The 16868-nt window shown below is 36.1% G+C and carries 15 protein-coding genes; all 15 read right to left on the bottom strand.

What is annotated here, in order from left to right; genetic code table 11:
- Positions 1–19: 19 nt before the first annotated feature.
- The 15 genes from BMY85_RS01010 to BMY85_RS00950 all read right to left on the bottom strand — a co-directional run bounded on the left by BMY85_RS01010 (position 20) and on the right by BMY85_RS00950 (position 16574).
- Positions 20–205 (bottom strand): helix-turn-helix domain-containing protein, encoded by a 186-nt coding sequence (locus tag BMY85_RS01010; RefSeq protein ID WP_092475157.1) that lies wholly within the window; start codon positions 203–205, stop codon positions 20–22.
- Positions 206–250: 45 nt separating this feature from the next.
- Positions 251–1282 carry a relaxase/mobilization nuclease domain-containing protein gene (locus BMY85_RS01005; protein ID WP_092475154.1) on the bottom strand — a complete coding sequence of 344 codons (1032 nt, stop codon included), beginning with the start codon at positions 1280–1282 and terminating at the stop codon, positions 251–253.
- 5 nt (positions 1283–1287) lie between these two features.
- A complete protein-coding gene (locus BMY85_RS01000) occupies positions 1288–1794 on the bottom strand; it encodes a MobC family plasmid mobilization relaxosome protein (protein ID WP_092475150.1) in 507 nt (168 codons plus the stop codon).
- Positions 1775–1900: a hypothetical protein gene (locus BMY85_RS16000; protein ID WP_278280367.1), complete on the bottom strand. Its 126-nt coding sequence runs from the start codon at positions 1898–1900 to the stop codon at positions 1775–1777. The genes BMY85_RS01000 and BMY85_RS16000 overlap by 20 nt, the downstream gene beginning before the upstream one ends.
- Before the next feature lie 12 nt (positions 1901–1912).
- The gene (locus tag BMY85_RS15410) at positions 1913–2080 is read right to left on the bottom strand and encodes a DUF6906 family protein (protein WP_177180565.1); all 168 of its coding nucleotides are present in this window, start codon (positions 2078–2080) and stop codon (positions 1913–1915) included.
- A gap of 48 nt (positions 2081–2128) precedes the next feature.
- Complete coding sequence (locus tag BMY85_RS00995) at positions 2129–2509, bottom strand: Fic/DOC family protein (RefSeq protein WP_092475147.1); 381 nt, start codon at positions 2507–2509, stop codon at positions 2129–2131.
- Between the two features lie 2 nt (positions 2510–2511).
- Complete coding sequence (locus BMY85_RS00990; RefSeq protein WP_092475144.1) at positions 2512–2835, bottom strand: type II toxin-antitoxin system RelB/DinJ family antitoxin; 324 nt, start codon at positions 2833–2835, stop codon at positions 2512–2514.
- A gap of 72 nt (positions 2836–2907) precedes the next feature.
- Positions 2908–3708, bottom strand: coding sequence for a DNA adenine methylase (locus BMY85_RS00985; RefSeq protein ID WP_092475141.1), 801 nt, complete (start codon positions 3706–3708; stop codon positions 2908–2910).
- 396 nt (positions 3709–4104) lie between these two features.
- On the bottom strand, positions 4105–4725 hold the full coding sequence (locus BMY85_RS00980; RefSeq protein WP_092475138.1) for a hypothetical protein: 621 nt from the start codon (positions 4723–4725) through the stop codon (positions 4105–4107).
- 50 nt (positions 4726–4775) lie between these two features.
- Complete coding sequence (locus tag BMY85_RS00975; RefSeq protein ID WP_092475135.1) at positions 4776–5327, bottom strand: hypothetical protein; 552 nt, start codon at positions 5325–5327, stop codon at positions 4776–4778.
- A gap of 21 nt (positions 5328–5348) precedes the next feature.
- Positions 5349–6215, bottom strand: coding sequence for a DUF3991 domain-containing protein (locus tag BMY85_RS00970; RefSeq protein ID WP_143066299.1), 867 nt, complete (start codon positions 6213–6215; stop codon positions 5349–5351).
- 158 nt (positions 6216–6373) lie between these two features.
- Entirely contained in the window at positions 6374–8740 is a 2367-nt protein-coding gene (locus tag BMY85_RS00965) for a hypothetical protein (RefSeq protein WP_092475128.1), read from the bottom strand.
- A 12-nt stretch (positions 8741–8752) separates the two neighbouring features.
- Positions 8753–14776 carry a helicase-related protein gene (locus tag BMY85_RS16405; RefSeq protein WP_092475125.1) on the bottom strand — a complete coding sequence of 2008 codons (6024 nt, stop codon included), beginning with the start codon at positions 14774–14776 and terminating at the stop codon, positions 8753–8755.
- A gap of 42 nt (positions 14777–14818) precedes the next feature.
- Positions 14819–15796 (bottom strand): ParB N-terminal domain-containing protein, encoded by a 978-nt coding sequence (locus BMY85_RS00955; protein WP_092475122.1) that lies wholly within the window; start codon positions 15794–15796, stop codon positions 14819–14821.
- Entirely contained in the window at positions 15771–16574 is an 804-nt protein-coding gene (locus BMY85_RS00950) for a ParA family protein (RefSeq protein WP_092475119.1), read from the bottom strand. The genes BMY85_RS00955 and BMY85_RS00950 overlap by 26 nt, the downstream gene beginning before the upstream one ends.
- Between the last annotated feature and the right edge of the window lie 294 nt (positions 16575–16868).

The following is a 16868-nucleotide window of genomic DNA, read 5'->3' as shown; positions in this document are numbered from 1 at the left end:
CAGGACAATCTCCTTCTTTTCATCCAATTATCTGGTTTATCTTTTCCAGATATGTTTCACCTGAACGTTCTCCAAACAATATTTTTCCTAGATACTGTTTGCTTGTCCCTACCTGTTCAGCAAGTTCTACCTGGGTCATGTTCAGCTCAATCAATCTATGTTTTACTTCTTTTCCATATGGTGTTAATTCTCGTTTTCTCCCCATATCAATAACCTCCTTCTTTCTTTACTCCTGTTACCAATCTAACGTTTATCTGTCCTGCTCCCAGTCAAGTCCCTGCCCTTTTTTAAGTTCATTTATTCGTTCCTTTAGTGCCTCTCCTTCGAGTTTCCCCGAATGCCACTGTTGCTGGAACGGATAGTTTTTGTAAGCCTGGTCTTTTGCTACCTTTTCAGCGAACTTTAGCAAATTCTGTTTTAATTGTTCCTGATTCTGTACAGTACTTATATACTTATTTCTTTTTACTTGCCTATTTAGAGAAAACTGCTTTTCCAATGCCTCCTTTGTAAGAGGGTAAAAGTTCTTTTCCTTAATACCAAGTTTGTCAGAATTAATTTTCTTGCCTTGAGGAGTAGTGTAGGTAATATCTTTTCGAGTATCTACCCAGCGTACTTTATAACCGAACTTCTCCATAAGTCCAATGTATTCTTCTTTGCTTTTTGCCACCTTAGCACACTCCATCCCACAGTGCAGCGTTTCCGCTTTCCAACTACGTCCCTCCTTCCTTGCCCTGTATTCTCCAGACTTAACACGTTCTTTGTTCTTTTTCTGCGTAATGGATAATCCATACTTTTTGCACAACTCATCATTCCATCTTTGTAGAGCAGGAATAATATCATCTGGTTTATGCCACATGTAACCATCTTCATAATTAACGGTATTTACAACAAAATGTGTATGTAAATGTGCCTTGTCAATATGTACTGCATATGCAATCTGAAAACCTGCAAACTCAGCATGTTTGACAAATTCATCTGCTATCTGCTTTGCAAGTTCAGGTGTTCCTTCCCCTGGAGCAAAACTTTGTGTAAGGTGTATTGCCTGTCTGTTTTCTGTTATTTCTCCTTCGCTGGCAGGACATTTATTGAAAATAGATTTAGTAAGTACAAATTCATCATAAGCAGTGTAAGGATTACAATATACTCCTCCTTTCAGATGTTCTAATGTTTTATCCTCTCTATAAATATAGTTAATAAGTCTCTTAACGCTTGCAAGAGACTTATATGTAATCTTTCTGCCATTCTTGTTTGGTTTTCCATTTATAAATTCTATAATAGCCATACATACTACCTGTACGTCCTTACTCTCTTATTCAATTTTGTTAGTTCCTTATAAATCTTCTGCAATTCATCTTTTGTCTCTTCTATATCAGGACACTGTATAAGTCCTTCATTGCAAAGACGGGCAATCTGATTTAGATTTACGCCCACCCTGTTAAGTTCCTGGGCAAATCTTTTCAAATCTTCGATCACATATATTTTTTCACTTAAACAGCAGTTTCTAGCATATCTGGTAAGCTTCATTCCTGTCTTTTCTGCCATCTCTAATATATGTTCTTTCTCAGCCCTGGTAACTTTCACATATAGCCTTTCATCAAAACTGTCGTTTTCATTTATACTCAGTCTTTTATGTTGTACATTATTTTTGTTGCATATCCCATCTGATGCAAATAATTTAGCAGTCAGGAATTCACTTACATTTTCAAACCCTTCTGACTCTGCACATGACGCTAGTAATTCTTTCTGTTCTTCAGATGTTCTAAACGTTACTCTTTTATTCTTTTCTATTTGCATTCCTCCTTGCTTTAAGCCAGCTAAATAGTTTTAATGATTCCACTTCTATTACAACTTCTTCTGAAAGAATGATTCTGTTCATCAGCTGTCTACTGCTTTCATCCATCCGTTCGCCTCCTTACTTTAGCATGGTTTTTACGCTCCGTACCTTTTGTGTTGTCTTATTTATAATGTTTAGCATACCGTCTTGTTCATTTACTACCAGCCAGTTTTCTGGCACTAGCCGGTTTAATTTTAACAGTTCTTTCTGCTTTCGTGTTGGCCGTATTGCTCTTTTCTTCGCCATATTCACACTCCTTTTTCTTATTACAGAAAAAGCAGCAAATCCTAAGACTTACTGCTTTCTGATACATTGTTCAAATATTTTTTCCATTGCCTTGTAATCGCATAAAAACGACTCCTGGCTTGCTTTTAACATTTCTCCTGCTGGTACATTGGAAAAGCTAAGTACATATCCATTTTTCAGGGCAAGGGAACGGATAAACTCCCTCTGGCATCTTCCATTTCCTTCCCGAAATGGATGCAGGGCGTTGATTTCAGAAATGGAACAAAGATGCTTAAAATCAAAATCCCCCCTGATCGGCTTATCAATCAGTTCCAATATCCTAAGCATTGTCAGTTTTCTTTCGATTGCCTGCAGTTTTTCATACTCCTGTATTCCAAGTTTATTCACCAGTATATCTGTTCCGGGATAACAGTAAATTGTATCTGCCATACTCAAACCTCTCTTAAAATCTGCTTTCTGGCAACTTCTCCTGATATCATGCCGCTCCTGTATTCCTCTAAAAGCTTAATGTCATCTGGGGTCAGCTGCATTCCTTCCATTTTCATTGTAGCTTCTACCTCACTGACTGCCTCTTTTGCTGTATATGGAGAATGCTTTAATTTTACTTCAAACGGAATTCCTTCCTGTATAACCAGCTGGTTTAGGGACATATTGATATAAGTAGATAAATTAAGTCCCAGTCTGCTTAATATATCCGCTGCATCCGCTTTTACTTTCTCTGGTGTGCGTGCCTGAACTAATGTCATTTTTTCCATGCATTAACCCTTCTTTTCTTCTTATTAATGCAATTATATTACATTGTCATTACACTGTCAATAAATCTTAGTCTAATCAAATAAAGTCATTTGATGTACTGGACATTCATAATTCATCCACACTATTTCTCTTTTCTTACTGCAAACTTGTGTGTAACATGTTGTTTCTTCGCGGTACCAGTCTTTTAATTTTTTATTGTACAACTCAGATTCATATCCACTAATCATTACGGATCCCTTGTGTTGAATCAATATATCAAGCAATTCCTCTTGCTCATCATACTCCATTTCGAAACGATATTGTTTTCCATGTCGTGTAGATAACTCATATGGTGGATCGGCATAAATAAGTACATTCTTAAAGTTAAATCTCTTAATAAGCTCTATAGCAGGTTTATTCTCTATTTGAACACCTCGGAGTCTCTCCGCTGCTTGTATTATCTTATCTGGAAGATTAACCCAATCCTGTGCTGCATATGCTTTTTCTCTTCCTTGCACATCATTTTTCCATCCTACTTTTCCTCCATTTGTGCGAAATCCATGTCCCATATTAAGTTTTACATAAAATTGAACTGCTCTATCAAAATCATTATCTGGTACTTTACTGTATGCTTCTTCATATACCTTTCTGGAATATGGAGTATAATATAATTCTCTTGCTAATCTCTCAGGATCATGTCTAATCCAGTAAAATAAATTAATGACATTACCGTCTAAGTCATTAACTGTTTCTATCCGAGATCTAGTTTTATTGAATAATACAGCTCCAGAACCAAAGAACGGCTCTAAATAACTATGGTGTTCAGGAAACATTCCAATAATCCAGTTTGCTAATGACCATTTGCTGCCTGGATACTTCATAATAGCTTTCACTTCATCACCTCTTCGTTCCCCTTTGTTCCTTGCGTACTGCTCTTTTCTTAGCCATATGTATACTCTTTTCTTAATTAGTCCTTATTTGTAAAAACTACCTCCTGTTACATTCATTTCATTTTTTCAACAAACCTGACTGGCTCAAATCCACAAAAAGTATTTTCCTCCTTTGCTCCAAATATTTCAGTACATCTTTCACAATTCATATTCACCATTCTTTCATTTCATATTTTTCAATTGCTTCCTCAATTTAAAGAGGGCGTGGGATACTTCCCACATCTGAGGGGTTCGGGTCTCCCGACAAGCTCCGTGTCCGACATTAGTCGCACACGGGGGAAGCTTGCCAGTATAAATATAGGTTACTGAGTTATGTCTGAGTGGATACGGAAAAAGAAATTAAGTATCTCCCAATACCTCTCCAGTATATATATCTGCAATCTCATTAATTGAGAGCATCGTTTCTTGAGAAATATAATTTTTCCATTTCTCTATTGTCAATCCTACTGGTTTTGTAGCATAACGACATGCCAGCAAGAACTTTCTATTTACAAGTGATTCCCAAACCTGATAACCTTTTATGGAGGGAAACATTGTGCATGAATAATTTGGTACAAATGTACTTTTGGTTTTCATCAAAGCAACGAAAGGATAATTTCCTTCTGTTTTTCCATTTTGCAGCATGAAGATATCATCATACGCTGATACTCTTATCTCATTTTCATCTATAAGTTCTAGCAATGCATTTCCTTTCATTTTGTCTACCACTTCAACAAGCTCTTTATAATCAAACTCATAGAGAGGATTTACCAAAACGGAACCATATACAAGTTGATATTGTTCGTTATCCGCTTCATCATAATTAATCTTTAAAGATTTGTCCTCTGAAGCATACTTGAGGTATGTATAAAATAATGGCATTTCTGATGCTGCTAAAAGAATATGGTTGTCTTCTATCTCCAATAATGCATATAACATATTTTTTCCTTTGTAAATACATTTTTCACTATGTCCACACATATTGTCTCTCCCTTCTCATTTTCACCTCACAGCTCTTTGCATGGCCTTCGCTAAATCTCAAGTTCTAAGGTATCATGCTCATGCAGCTTCTGCATCTGCTTTTCTCTTATCCTTTCTAAGCATTTGCTATAATCTTTTAACCAGGAAGAATAGCATTCTTCCTCTTTGCTCCAATCAAAATTCTGAATTTCGTTTTTCAATTCATTCATTTTTTGTTCTTCTTCAATTTTATTTTTCATGAAGAAGTCTAAGCTATCCTTCTGCTCATCCGAAGGCTCATTTAAAATCTGTGCCATATCATTGTAAAGTTTTTTATGCCACATGTAATCACTAATTTTATACTGTTGATTTCCCATTTCACGTAGATAATGATCCAGATCTTTTAATACGTCTTCAATCGCAATCACATCATGTGACTCTAATTCACCTGATGTGCTCGTTTTTCTAATTATATAATTTGCAAAATCTTTAAAACCCTGAATTTCATCCTCTTTTCTTTGGAGAAATCTTGAATAGTTGTATGGAAAACGATTTTGCAGTTTATCTTTAATTTCATCTTTTTGCTCTGCACTATATGATTCTACCAATTCTTTCAATTCCATATAAATCACCTCTTTCTGCTTTTAAAGCTCTTGCTCCAGTTCATATGAAGCTTTTTCCATAACTAATTCTTTCTGTCTAGCTGCAATCCTTTTCATATCAGTAACAAGAACTTCATTCATATCTTTTTCTCTCATGTGAATTCTCTGAATCTGATACTGACCGGAATACTTCTTAAAGATAGCCTTGCATCCCTCATTACCCGCTTTATCATTATCAAGACCAAGTTTAATCTTAGTAACTTTCTGATGCTCCTGCAGATAATTTTCTAATGCATTATCTGCTGTGCATCCCAAGCTCAATAAGTGCTCCTGCTCAATAAGACTATCAAGTCCACGATACTTATATATAGACATATAGCTTAAGACATCGATCGGAGCCTCACAAACAAATAAGGTATCACCCTTACCAACACGACAAAACCCAAACCTCTTATCAGAGCCAGCAGCTTCTCCTTTAAATGCCTCCTTGCCTTGCATGGTAAATGTTCCTCGAATACTTGCATATCGTGGTGTCCCTTCCAAATCACATCCCACAAAAACACAACTGTGCTGCTTATTCTCGTATAAAAGCTTTTTTGCAACAAATTGCTGAACTACTTTGGGATGAATCATTCTAGTCTTAACCAGGTAAGCAAATAGATGTTTATATGTATCGTTTTTCTCTGGCAATCTAAAGTCTTTCTTTTCCTCTTTAATGCTATTGGAAGGTTTAAAAACAATATTAACCTCACCTTCTTCATTAAGAAGTGTTTCTACCGCATCTTTCCAGCTCATATTCTCTAGTTCCATGAGAAACTGTATTGGTCCTCCGCCTGTACTAGCACTAAACTGGTACCATCTATTTCTTCTTGTATCAATAATCAGACCTCCCATATCCGGTATGCGCATCTCATTTCTTTTTTTAATAACTTTATAGCCATGCTGTTTTGCCAACTGCACAATATCTATTGAATTAGCTCGATTAACTTGTTCTTCCGAGAATCTCTTATAAGATTGCTTTTCTATATAATCACCTCCCTTCAACTAAAAAAGCAATAGCCTGCTGACTACTGCTCTAATTCAAATTCTTCCGAATGTTCTATTATATTCTGTTGATTCTGTAATAACTGATTCATCATATTTGTATCTGCTGTTTGCGGCATATACTCCATCAAACTTTCAATTGCCGATTCGCTTATTTCATAGTTTAAGTTATCTAATAGCACTTCTTTCTTCTGTTCCTTTGTAATTGGCTCTTTCATCAACTGTTCCGTAATTTCAACAATTTTCATATTATGCTGCTGTTCGCTCTCTGCAAACTTTTCCGCATAATCAATTTTCAAAGCATTTAGGGCTTTGTCTTTCAATGTATTTTCATAGATTGTTTCTTCTACCCGGGAAGCTACTTCTTGGAAAACTTCTCCCTTTTCCTTATCTGGATACAATTCTTCGATTGCATTTCCAATTGCTACAACTTTTTCAAAAACTCCTGCAAGAATCTCTTTTTTGGTTTCTATATCCTTTTCGGAAATAGATTCCTCAATTGCTTCATACAAAGCCTTTACGGTATCTTTCACCTGCAAATCCGTTTCTTCCATGACTTCCTGTGCTGTCGACTCTGGTTTTTGCTTCTCAATACTAGTTCTAATAGCTTCTTTCACCTGCTCAAATAACATGGCCATTTTCTGCTTCAGCGACTCTAAGAATTGTTTAACCATTAAGTGCATACGAACTGTATGGATATCTTTTGCTGTATACAAGCCATTATTAAAATCTGCCATGACATTTAAGCTATTCTGTAACCCTAATCTAAGTTCTTTCATTACATCTGGTTTTAAATCTTTTTTGGAAAACACATTCATTTGTTCTTGGCTAAGTCCTGCTTTAAGACCTAGACGGATCTCTCTTGCCTGCTCTGCAGTATAGGTACATTTTCCATCCTTCAATGCAAACACTTTTATATCCAGTCCATCCTGTTTTGCCAATCGTACTTCTTTTAAGTAATTAGCTGGTACTTGTTTGTATGCAAACTCACTTAAATTGATGTCCTTTTCAAGTCCCAGTCTAAGCTCGTGCATCTGCTCTGCTGAAAGTTCTATTTTGTTGTAAACCTTTATATCCAGTCCCCTCTTTGCACCTGCAAGAATTTCTGCTATCTGGATTTTGGAAAAAACAGACGACAATGGGATTTCTTTCTGCTCCTGCACTTCTGCTTGGGGAATTTCCTGTTTTTCTGGTTCTTTTACATTGCTTTGTGTTTCAACATATGCATTACCTCCTTCCTCTTTCGGCATTGTTTCTTCTTCCTGTACCGTTAATTGGGCTTTTGATTCCTTCTGTTTGCTATGCTGTTTTGCATATTCTTCGTTGTATTCCTTTGATGAACTGTACTTTGCCCTATTCTCGACTAACATATCACTTGCAGCATAGTTATTCATTTCTAGCATTCTGGCAACGAAGCGTATCGTTCGCCCGCCAGTGGTTGTCCCATTCTCTGGAATCGACCATGTGTTGTTTTCTTTAAATACTGTTATTTCTCCTTCTGAAATTATATCCTGTACTTTTGCAATCTTTTCATCTTCATAACGAATCACAAAGTGATTCTTCTTTGCAAAATCCATGATGCTGACTTGATTCGCCAGCAGTGTCTCTGGATGCTTCTCTCTTTTCTCATCCGCTTCTATTTGCTTTGGTTCTTTTGCATTGCTTTGTGCTTCGGCATATTGTTTGTTGTAAGCATCACTTGTTAGATACTTGTCTTTACTTTCTTCCCATGCCTGATATTCCTCTAATGAAACATCCTCCCTACTTATTTCTGCCATAGCATTACCTCCTTCATCTTTCAGCATTGTCTCTTCTTCCTGATTGACAATGCCTTCCTCTTTCATCTTCTCCCACCATACTTGAGCTTCCTTTTCTGCTAAGAATTCTATTTCTGGATCTACTATGTATTCCTCTATGTTTGCTAGTTTCTCATTTTTTTCAGCCTCTTCCTTAATGTATTTAAAGTTATTTTTTCGAAATAAAATAAGAGTTTCTTGTGCTATTTCTAAATCTTCATACAATTTATCATTACACAAAATTTCTATAAAGTCCGAATTAAACATATTAAACTGATGACTTACATCATATACTTTTGCAATACTCGTTAAAAAAGCATAAAGAATCTGTTTTTCTTCCTCCTTGTCTTCAAACGATTTATGAAAAATATCTTCTATGGCAATTTCTTCTTTATGTATTTCTTCTTGTTCCTTTTGTAAAAAAGCAACATCTTGTTTGTACGATTCCCAATTATCCTCTGTTTCTAAATACTGGACAAACGGTTCCCTTTCACTCAAAAGAGACATCTCACGATTCAAATCGTACAATTTACTTTGTACCACGCAATAATTTAGAATTCCTTGTTTATATTTTGTTAATTCCTTTATTTTCATCTAAAATACTTCCTACATTTCCAATTCATATTCTTCATTTTCAAGTTCCTGCATGTTCATTACTTCTTTCACCATTTTCACTGCTTCTTCTTTACTAATTCCCCCCTCCTCGTCCATTAGCACTTCCTCGTTCTTATCTACCTCCAGAAGCTCATTTAATTCTGCTTGACGTTTCATTTTCTCTTGCAACTCATTTTCATGCTCAAATATCTTTTCACTGTTTATCCTAGATTCCTCCATATCATTGCGATACCTCTCTAAGCGCATGTTGCAATCAACTAAATACTTGTCCAGGTTGGAAACTGTATTTTCTATTCTAGCTATGTTACCAATTTGACTGTCTCCAATTTCTACACTATACGCTGAACCTGTTCCCATTAATAATAGGCACTTTGCATTGCCTTCCTTTCTAAACAGTTGCAATCCAGCATATTCACCAACTGCCTCTGACGAATAGTTCATAGCAAGTACTCCTGCTAAAGCTTCTCCTGCATCAGAACGTTCCGTAAAATGCACTCCCATGATTTGCATAGAAAATACATCACTCTTATTTTTGTTTCTATTCACGATGTCGTTCTGTAAATCATTTATTTTTCTTTCCAGGTCAGCAATCTTATTTGGATACACTCTCTTGTATGCATTTTCACTTTTGTACTTCTGATTAAGAAAATTGCTTTTCAGAAGTTTTAGCCTTGTCACTTCTGTATCAATATCCATCTTTTCTTTGATAAGTGGATTCCCTGTTGCAAGAGCTTTGACCTCTGCGAAACTCAACACTGTATCATCAATGTCTTCACAGTTTCGCTGTATATCCTTACTTGTCATAATCTGAGCTATAAACTTCTGTTTCTGTTCTACAAGCTGCCAATTATACGAGTCAAATGTATCCTTTGTAACATATCTATAAATGGAAACCTCATTGTTCATATTACCTTGACGCAAAATGCGTCCTTCACGCTGCTCTATATCCGCCGGACGCCAAGGACAATCTAATTCGTGCATTGCTATCAGACGGTCTTGGATATTCACTCCAGTTCCCATTTTTGATGTACTTCCTATAATTATTCTTTTTGTTCCATTCCTCAAGTCCTCAAACAGTTTCTCTCTTTGTATCTCTGTCTTGGCATCATGGATATAACAAATCTCTTCCTCTGGAATACCGTAACGGATTAGTTCTTCTTTTAGATAGTCATATATGGACCATCTTGTTCCGTTCGGTGTTCCAACATCACAAAATATAATCTGCGTACCTTTAAATTCACTACTGTTTACATATTCTTGGTACACATTCTCAACGCATTTATTCGCCTTGCTATTCGGCTCATTTGGAGCAAATTCATCTAAGAGTCTTGGGTCCGTTCCAAGTAGCCTAGCTTCATTCGTAATTTTTAGCATGTTATCAATACGTGGATCGACCGAACCATTTCGTATTCTCTCAGCTCTATCAGCAAACTCTGCCATAACCAATTTAGTAAACTCACACGGCTCTGACACAACAATTTGGTATTGATTACCTTTCAGTTTAGGTACTGGAAGGTTAAGCATGTCCGGCGTTTGAACATCTGCTATTTTCCTAAACATTGTCATTAGTTCAGGGAGATTGTTAAACTTTGCAAAACGATTTTTGAATCTATAACCTGTCCCCTCTGGTGCAAGTTCTAGGGAGGAAACAACTTCTCCAAAGTTTGCTGCCCAAGCATCAAAATTTTCAACACCCTTTTGCTTTAACTCGTCGTTCTGTAGATACCTTTGCATAACAAACAGTTCTGTCATGCTATTGGAAACTGGTGTCCCTGTTGCAAAAACAACGCCCCTTCCATTGTTTATTTCTTGAATATACTGACACTTCATCAGCATATCAGTTGATTTCTTTGCCTTACTTGTTGATACCCCAGCGACATTTCTCATTTTAGAAAAAACAGCGCAATTTTTATAATAATGTGCTTCATCAACAAAAAGGGCATCGACACCCAATTGTTCAAACTCAATGACGTTATCTCTCTTACTGTCCCTAAGTTTACTCAATTCAGCTTCTAGCCCTTTCTTAAATCTTTCCATCTGTTTAACTGACCACTGTTCACCATTTTCATTTTTTATTGACGCTATAGCACTTTCAGCCTGGTCAATTTGCTCTTTTATCATCCTTTCTTCTCGTTCTTTTGATATTGGAATTTTTTCAAATTGTGTGTTCCCAATTATTACAGCATCATATTCGCCTGTAGCAATACGGCTTACAAATGCTTTTCTGTTGCCTGGCTCAAAGTCTTTCTTAGTTGACACTAAGATGTTGGCTCCAGGATAAAGCTTTAAAAAATCACTTCCTACCTGTTCCGTCAAATGATTTGGAACACATATCATTACTTTGTTTGCAAGCCCGATTCGTTTTAACTCCATCGCACTTGCTATCATTTCATACGTTTTTCCGGCACCAACACAATGTGCCAGCAACGCATTTCCTCCATAAATTACTCTGGCAATTGCATTTTTCTGGTGAGGTCTTAACTCAATGTCCGGATTCATGCCTGGAAAAGTAAGGTATGAACCGTTATATTCCCTTAAACGAGTATTATTGAAACGCTCGTTGTATCTTCTCTCATACTTTTCACGTCTCTCAATATCACCCCAGAACCATTCCTGAAACTTCTCCTTAATTAGTGTTTGCTTCTCTCTTGCCAGGATTGTCTGTTGTTTATTTACTACGTATGAATATCCACCGTTTTCATTCTCCACTTTATCCTTAACCACAACAGTTTTCATATTAAGCGTATCTTCAATAATCTGATACGCATTTTTTCTTTCCGTACCATATGTCTGGCTGGCACGAGCAGTACTGGTAACTGAATAAACTTTATTTGATACGGAAAAAGAAGCATCCATTTTGTTATAATGTACAGCAACCTCTGTTCCATCATCTCCCCCATTTCCGTAAGCTCTGCTATAGCGTGGTGTATCTAGAAGTTCATACATAAACTGGTTATAATCTGTTTCATCAATCCAGGTAGTTCCCAAACGAACCGTTATTTCACTTGCATCAAGATCCCTTGGTTGTACTTTCTGCAGCTCTAGAACATTTTTTTTAAAGACTGGATTCTTTTCAGCATATAACTTTGCAACCTTCAACTTAGCTCTTACATTCCCACAAAGGTATTCTTCTGAGCTTTCGTATCCTGTATATGGATTAGCTTCATCATATTTTTCAGGATTTAAGTATATCTGTTCATTCAGTTCCGTTACAACTTGTTCCTTGGTCATACCTGCCAACTGCGCAATATACGGAATATCTACTTCACCCTTCTCATTCAGTGATACAATCAATCCTTCCTGTGGGCTCTCCACATGGTTAATCTCACTGTATGGTCGAATTGTCCTCTTCGTAAATAAGTCTACTTTTTCAACTGACATGTCTGAATTGATATTTTCCAATGAGATTAGCAGTGGATAATCTGCATCATTTCTAAAGAACCTAGTTCCTTTTGCACTTAAATGACCATATTGCTTAACGTAATCATCATAAGTTTTTGATAAATTCTCCTGTAAATCAATAAGTTCCTGGTCGGAACAATTAGCCATCTGCGCATCAATTACTTTTCTTGCACTGGAACGTATTTCAATTAGTTTCTTTGCCTTGACTTCATTTTTTGCTGAAAATCCTGCCAATGTCATAACAGAATTCATTCGATAGTAAACCTTGTCATTCACAAGAGCATAAGTAAAATTCTTAATCGATGGATCAGCAGGAATACTGTCTACTGCTTGTTCATTTGAATCTTCTATCTGGATGCCAATCTGTCCTGTCAGACTTTCAATTGCCTTCTGATAATCTGCTTGAAAGTTTTCTGGATTCTCATTCACTACCGTAGTATATTTGCTGTTCCCACCAAACATCCTAGTGTCATAAGTCATCTTCCCAAGAATCATATCTGGATTCTTTATGAAATACTGATTCACTGTAATTCCATCTTCTGTCACCCCTGTAAATACCCATTCTGGTTCTACAACCTGCATACGCTCCCTTTTTTGAAAGAAGAGAATGTCGCTGCTTACATCAGTATTTGCAATCTGTTTGAACGCTATATTTGGAAGTCTTATTGCTCCAAGCAGCTCTGCTCGTTCTGCCAGATACTTTCTTGCCACTGGATTCGCCTTATCTAATGTTCCTGTGCTTGTAATGATTGCCATAATTCCATATGGTCGAAGCTTATCAACAGTTTTTGCTAGGAAATAATCATGTATTTTAAAATTCTGTTTCTTATAATGTTCATCGAATACTTTGTAGTCTCCAAACGGAATGTTTCCGATTGCTACATCGAAGAAATTGTACGGCAAGTTTGATTTCTCATACCCACTAATTTGAATATCTGCTGTCTGATAGAGTTGTTTAGCTATTCTTCCCGATAAATCGTCTATCTCTACACCATATAGCTTAGAAGCTTTTTGCATTTCTTCTGGTATTACTGAAAAGAAATTGCCGATTCCCATAGAAGGTTCCAGGATGTTTCCACCTTTGAAGCCAAAGTTCTCTAATGCTTGATAAATGCCTTTGATGATTCCTGGTTCTGTATAGAATGCGGTGTTTGTAGAGGCTCTAGCACTTCTGTATTCATCTTCATTAAACAGCTCTTTTAATTCAATGTATTCTTTTGACCAAGCATTTGACTTTTCATCAAATGCACTTGCCATGCCTCCCCAGCCAACGTATCTTGCCAGGACAATCTGTTCATCCAAGGTTGCAACCCTGTTTTCTTTTTCAATATCCTTTAGCAGTTTAATGGCTGCAATGTTATTATTGAACTTTGTCTTAATCCCTCCAGTATATAGGTTATGAGATTCTAAATAATGGTAGTTATGCTTTTCTACTGATTTCGTTTCTTGCTCAACTTTCTCACTTGAAACATCATTATTGGATTCTTCCGAAAGATATTGTCCTTTTTCTACGAAAAAAGGAGCTGAAATATAATCAACTCCCTTATCGCTTTCAAAGTTCAGTTCTATTTGTACACTACTTCTCTCAACACGATTTCCTCTGCCTGGTCGTGTATCCTCTGTCTGTGCCTGTAGCTCTCCATTGTGTTCTGTTGATTCTTCACCGGATCCTGTTTCAGCATTTTTTTCTGCAGCTCGTCCATCATCAGATTGGCTCTGTCCTCGATCTCGTGCATGGTCTTCATCATTATCCCTTTTGTCACCAGAATTTGAAGCTGTATCGCCTTGTTCTCTTTCCAATAGTTCATTGCCAAAATTCCGTATTTGCCGAGTTTCGCTGTGTACTTCTCGTCCAGTTCCCCCTTCACGTCTGCGAACTGGATTCCGTCCTTCTCGATATAATCCATTTCTACTTTCTCTCTCATTACTCTGCTCCTTCCTCATTTCGTACACAATATTCTTACAATTCAACAATATTGGTTTTCCTATAGTCATTATGTACTGCCCATAAGCTGTAAACTTGTCTAAATTCAAACTATTATTCAATTTGCTTACTGAATCTTCTGCTTCGCTTGTATTACATCTGTACCTTACCATATAATATACATCTTCAAAAATACTTTTTCCATTGCTAATTAATACATCTTCGAGTTCCTTATTTTCCATATGGATAGAATTCATTTGATCTATTATCATGGCATATATGATATCCGAAGATTTCTCCAACATTCCCTGTTCGACATACTTGTAATTTGCTTTAACAAAACGTTTTTCAAACTCTTCTCTTTCATTTTGAGCAATTGTCCAATTTTCTATTTTGGGTGTTGTACTGAGTTGAGTTATATCAAACATGTGTACCATTCCATAATAATTATTCATTAAAGCTGGAATGCTCTTTTCTCCTCGCTTGATTTGCAGATTTAATTTATTCCATGCTTCGTACGTTGCTAATTGCGTATACTCTGTATTCTGTGCAAACATACTAACCAAAGTCGGGAAATTATACATATACATCTTTCCTGCATATTGCAGAAATTCCTTCCAGTATGACTGTTCGTGAAGCATTTTTTCAGCTGCCTGTCTATAAATCTGTTTCAATTCATTCAACTTCATCTTTTTGTACCTCCTTATACGTCAGTATAAAGCTTTGTGTTCTTATTGTTTGAAGTACAGTTCTAGTGCCTTTTCAATTATTGACTCCACCTCATCCTCTGACTGCTCCTCTTGAAAATACTTCTTCATTACTTTTGATTTTATTTTATATCCTTTCAAGATAGACTTCTTTTTATGAGGCTTGTATGTTCCGTCTAGCACCTTCGCCATGTTAATTTCATTCAATTTTCCAGCTTTCTGAAGTTCCTTGAGCTTATTAGCCTTTTCAATGTCGACTTTCTTACCAGAATCAATGAATCCTGCTAAATACTCCTGATTATCATTACTAAGATAAGAAATACTTACTGCAACATATAAACCAATAACAGCATCATCCAAAAAATTTTTCAGTTTATCAGATAGTACATTTACTCTTAAATATCTAGCGACTGCTCCAGATGATAAGTCGTATACACTACCAACTTTCTCTCTTGAATTTTGCTTCTGATCTATTAGATCAAAAGTATCAGAATTGTTTATTTCATCGGCATTTAGCAGCCTTTTTATATCTTCTAATAAATCAAATCTCTTGCCCTGGCATTTTAGTGCTTCATGGTGTTGTGCTATTACGCACGCTCGCTCTGATGGAAGCAAATCATTGAACGAACGTTGAATAAGATTCGTTTCCGTTACGATTAGCATTGCTTCTTCATCATTAATATCTTCTAACAGATAGATTGGAACTTCTGATAATCCTACCATCTTAGCAGCATTCCACCTATTATGCCCAGATAGTATTTCATAATTTCCATTATCTAATTTTCTAACTAATATTGGAGTCAATACTCCAAGCTCTTTAACACTGCGAACCATATCATCCAGTCTAGCACCTTCATATAATTTAAAAGGATGTTTGCTAAATGCAATTAATTTGTTAATATCAACTTTCGTTACAGATTTAACATTTTGTTCATCGTTAGTTCCACCAAATATATCATTTAAACTTGTAAGTTTTTTACTTGTCTGTAATAGATTTCCCATACCTCACCACTTCCTTTGCAAAATTTTCATATGCAATCGATACTGGATTTTTCCTATCATATTGAATAATTGGTACACTATTTAAACTTGATTCACCCACTCGTACAGATTTAGGAATGCAGCTACTATAAATATGTATTTGCTTACCATAAGCATCCTCTATCATTTGCTTAACAGCTCTTGATAGATTCATACGCTCTACATACATTGTGAGTAGTATACCTTCAATATCAATTGCTGGATTAATCTTCTTCTTTGTCCTTCCAATATTTTTTAGTAACATTTCTAAGCCTTTTGCACTCAAATACTCTGGCGTCACAGGAATAATGACACCATCGCAGGCTGCTAATGCATTAATTGTAAGCATGCCTAGCGATGGCGAGCAATCTATAATTATATATTCATAGTCATTTCTAATTTCCTGAATAACGCACTTTAATACATATTCTCTGCTCATTGCATTCACTAATGAAACCTCGATACCTGACAATTCAATATTACATGGTATCAAGTCCAATTTTTCAACAGTAATAATATACTCATTTTTACTTGGAAGCTGTTCTTCTTCAATCTCCATTCCCATTAAACTTGCAATTGTATGCTGCAAGTTATCATTGTCATCTACGCCTAATGAAATAGTTAAACTTCCCTGTGGATCCAGATCAATAAGTAAAACTTTATGTCCCTTTTCTGCTAAAGCATAGCCAAGATTTAATGTTGTTGTTGTCTTACCTACTCCACCTTTTTGGTTTACAATTGCAATAACTTTACCATTCATAATGATTCCTCCTATTCATTTATGATTCCTCTTTTCAATATCTTGGAGCAGCGTTGCAACACTGCCCCAAATGAGGAATCTGTGCACCCCCGTAGCCGATAGGTCAGCTCTGTTACTAAAATAAGCAACAAAAAAAGGATAACCAGTCTTTTTTGATTATCCTTTTTTCGTTGCTTAGATCCGCAATATATCAGCTATATTATCGTCTTTCTCATATTAAATTGTTTATTATATCTGTCCCCATAAAACTAATTTTTTTGTCTCCTTTCTGTCCCCATCTTGGTAACAAAAAGT

Origin of the sequence: [Clostridium] polysaccharolyticum, from assembly GCF_900111595.1 — a bacterium.
In the GTDB taxonomy this organism is placed as follows: domain Bacteria; phylum Bacillota; class Clostridia; order Lachnospirales; family Lachnospiraceae; genus Clostridium_AI; species Clostridium_AI polysaccharolyticum.
Note: the sequence above shows the minus strand (reverse complement) of the source record. Positions and strands in the feature narration are given on the sequence as shown.

Bases quoted from the DNA above. Each gene is read 5' to 3' on its own strand.
- BMY85_RS01005 (WP_092475154.1), bottom strand. From the start codon at position 1,282: ATGGCTATTATAGAATTTATAAATGGAAAACCAAACAAGAATGGCAGA.
- BMY85_RS00950 (WP_092475119.1), bottom strand. From the start codon at position 16,574: ATGAATGGTAAAGTTATTGCAATTGTAAACCAAAAAGGTGGAGTAGGT.
- BMY85_RS01000 (WP_092475150.1), bottom strand. From the start codon at position 1,794: ATGCAAATAGAAAAGAATAAAAGAGTAACGTTTAGAACATCTGAAGAA.
- BMY85_RS15410 (WP_177180565.1), bottom strand. From the start codon at position 2,080: ATGGCGAAGAAAAGAGCAATACGGCCAACACGAAAGCAGAAAGAACTG.
- BMY85_RS16000 (WP_278280367.1), bottom strand. From the start codon at position 1,900: ATGGATGAAAGCAGTAGACAGCTGATGAACAGAATCATTCTTTCAGAA.
- BMY85_RS00980 (WP_092475138.1), bottom strand. From the start codon at position 4,725: ATGTGTGGACATAGTGAAAAATGTATTTACAAAGGAAAAAATATGTTA.
- BMY85_RS01010 (WP_092475157.1), bottom strand. From the start codon at position 205: ATGGGGAGAAAACGAGAATTAACACCATATGGAAAAGAAGTAAAACAT.
- BMY85_RS00975 (WP_092475135.1), bottom strand. From the start codon at position 5,327: ATGGAATTGAAAGAATTGGTAGAATCATATAGTGCAGAGCAAAAAGAT.
- BMY85_RS00965 (WP_092475128.1), bottom strand. From the start codon at position 8,740: ATGAAAATAAAGGAATTAACAAAATATAAACAAGGAATTCTAAATTAT.
- BMY85_RS00970 (WP_143066299.1), bottom strand. From the start codon at position 6,215: ATGCGCATACCGGATATGGGAGGTCTGATTATTGATACAAGAAGAAAT.
- BMY85_RS00995 (WP_092475147.1), bottom strand. From the start codon at position 2,509: ATGGCAGATACAATTTACTGTTATCCCGGAACAGATATACTGGTGAAT.
- BMY85_RS00990 (WP_092475144.1), bottom strand. From the start codon at position 2,835: ATGGAAAAAATGACATTAGTTCAGGCACGCACACCAGAGAAAGTAAAA.
- BMY85_RS16405 (WP_092475125.1), bottom strand. From the start codon at position 14,776: ATGAAGTTGAATGAATTGAAACAGATTTATAGACAGGCAGCTGAAAAA.
- BMY85_RS00955 (WP_092475122.1), bottom strand. From the start codon at position 15,796: ATGGGAAATCTATTACAGACAAGTAAAAAACTTACAAGTTTAAATGAT.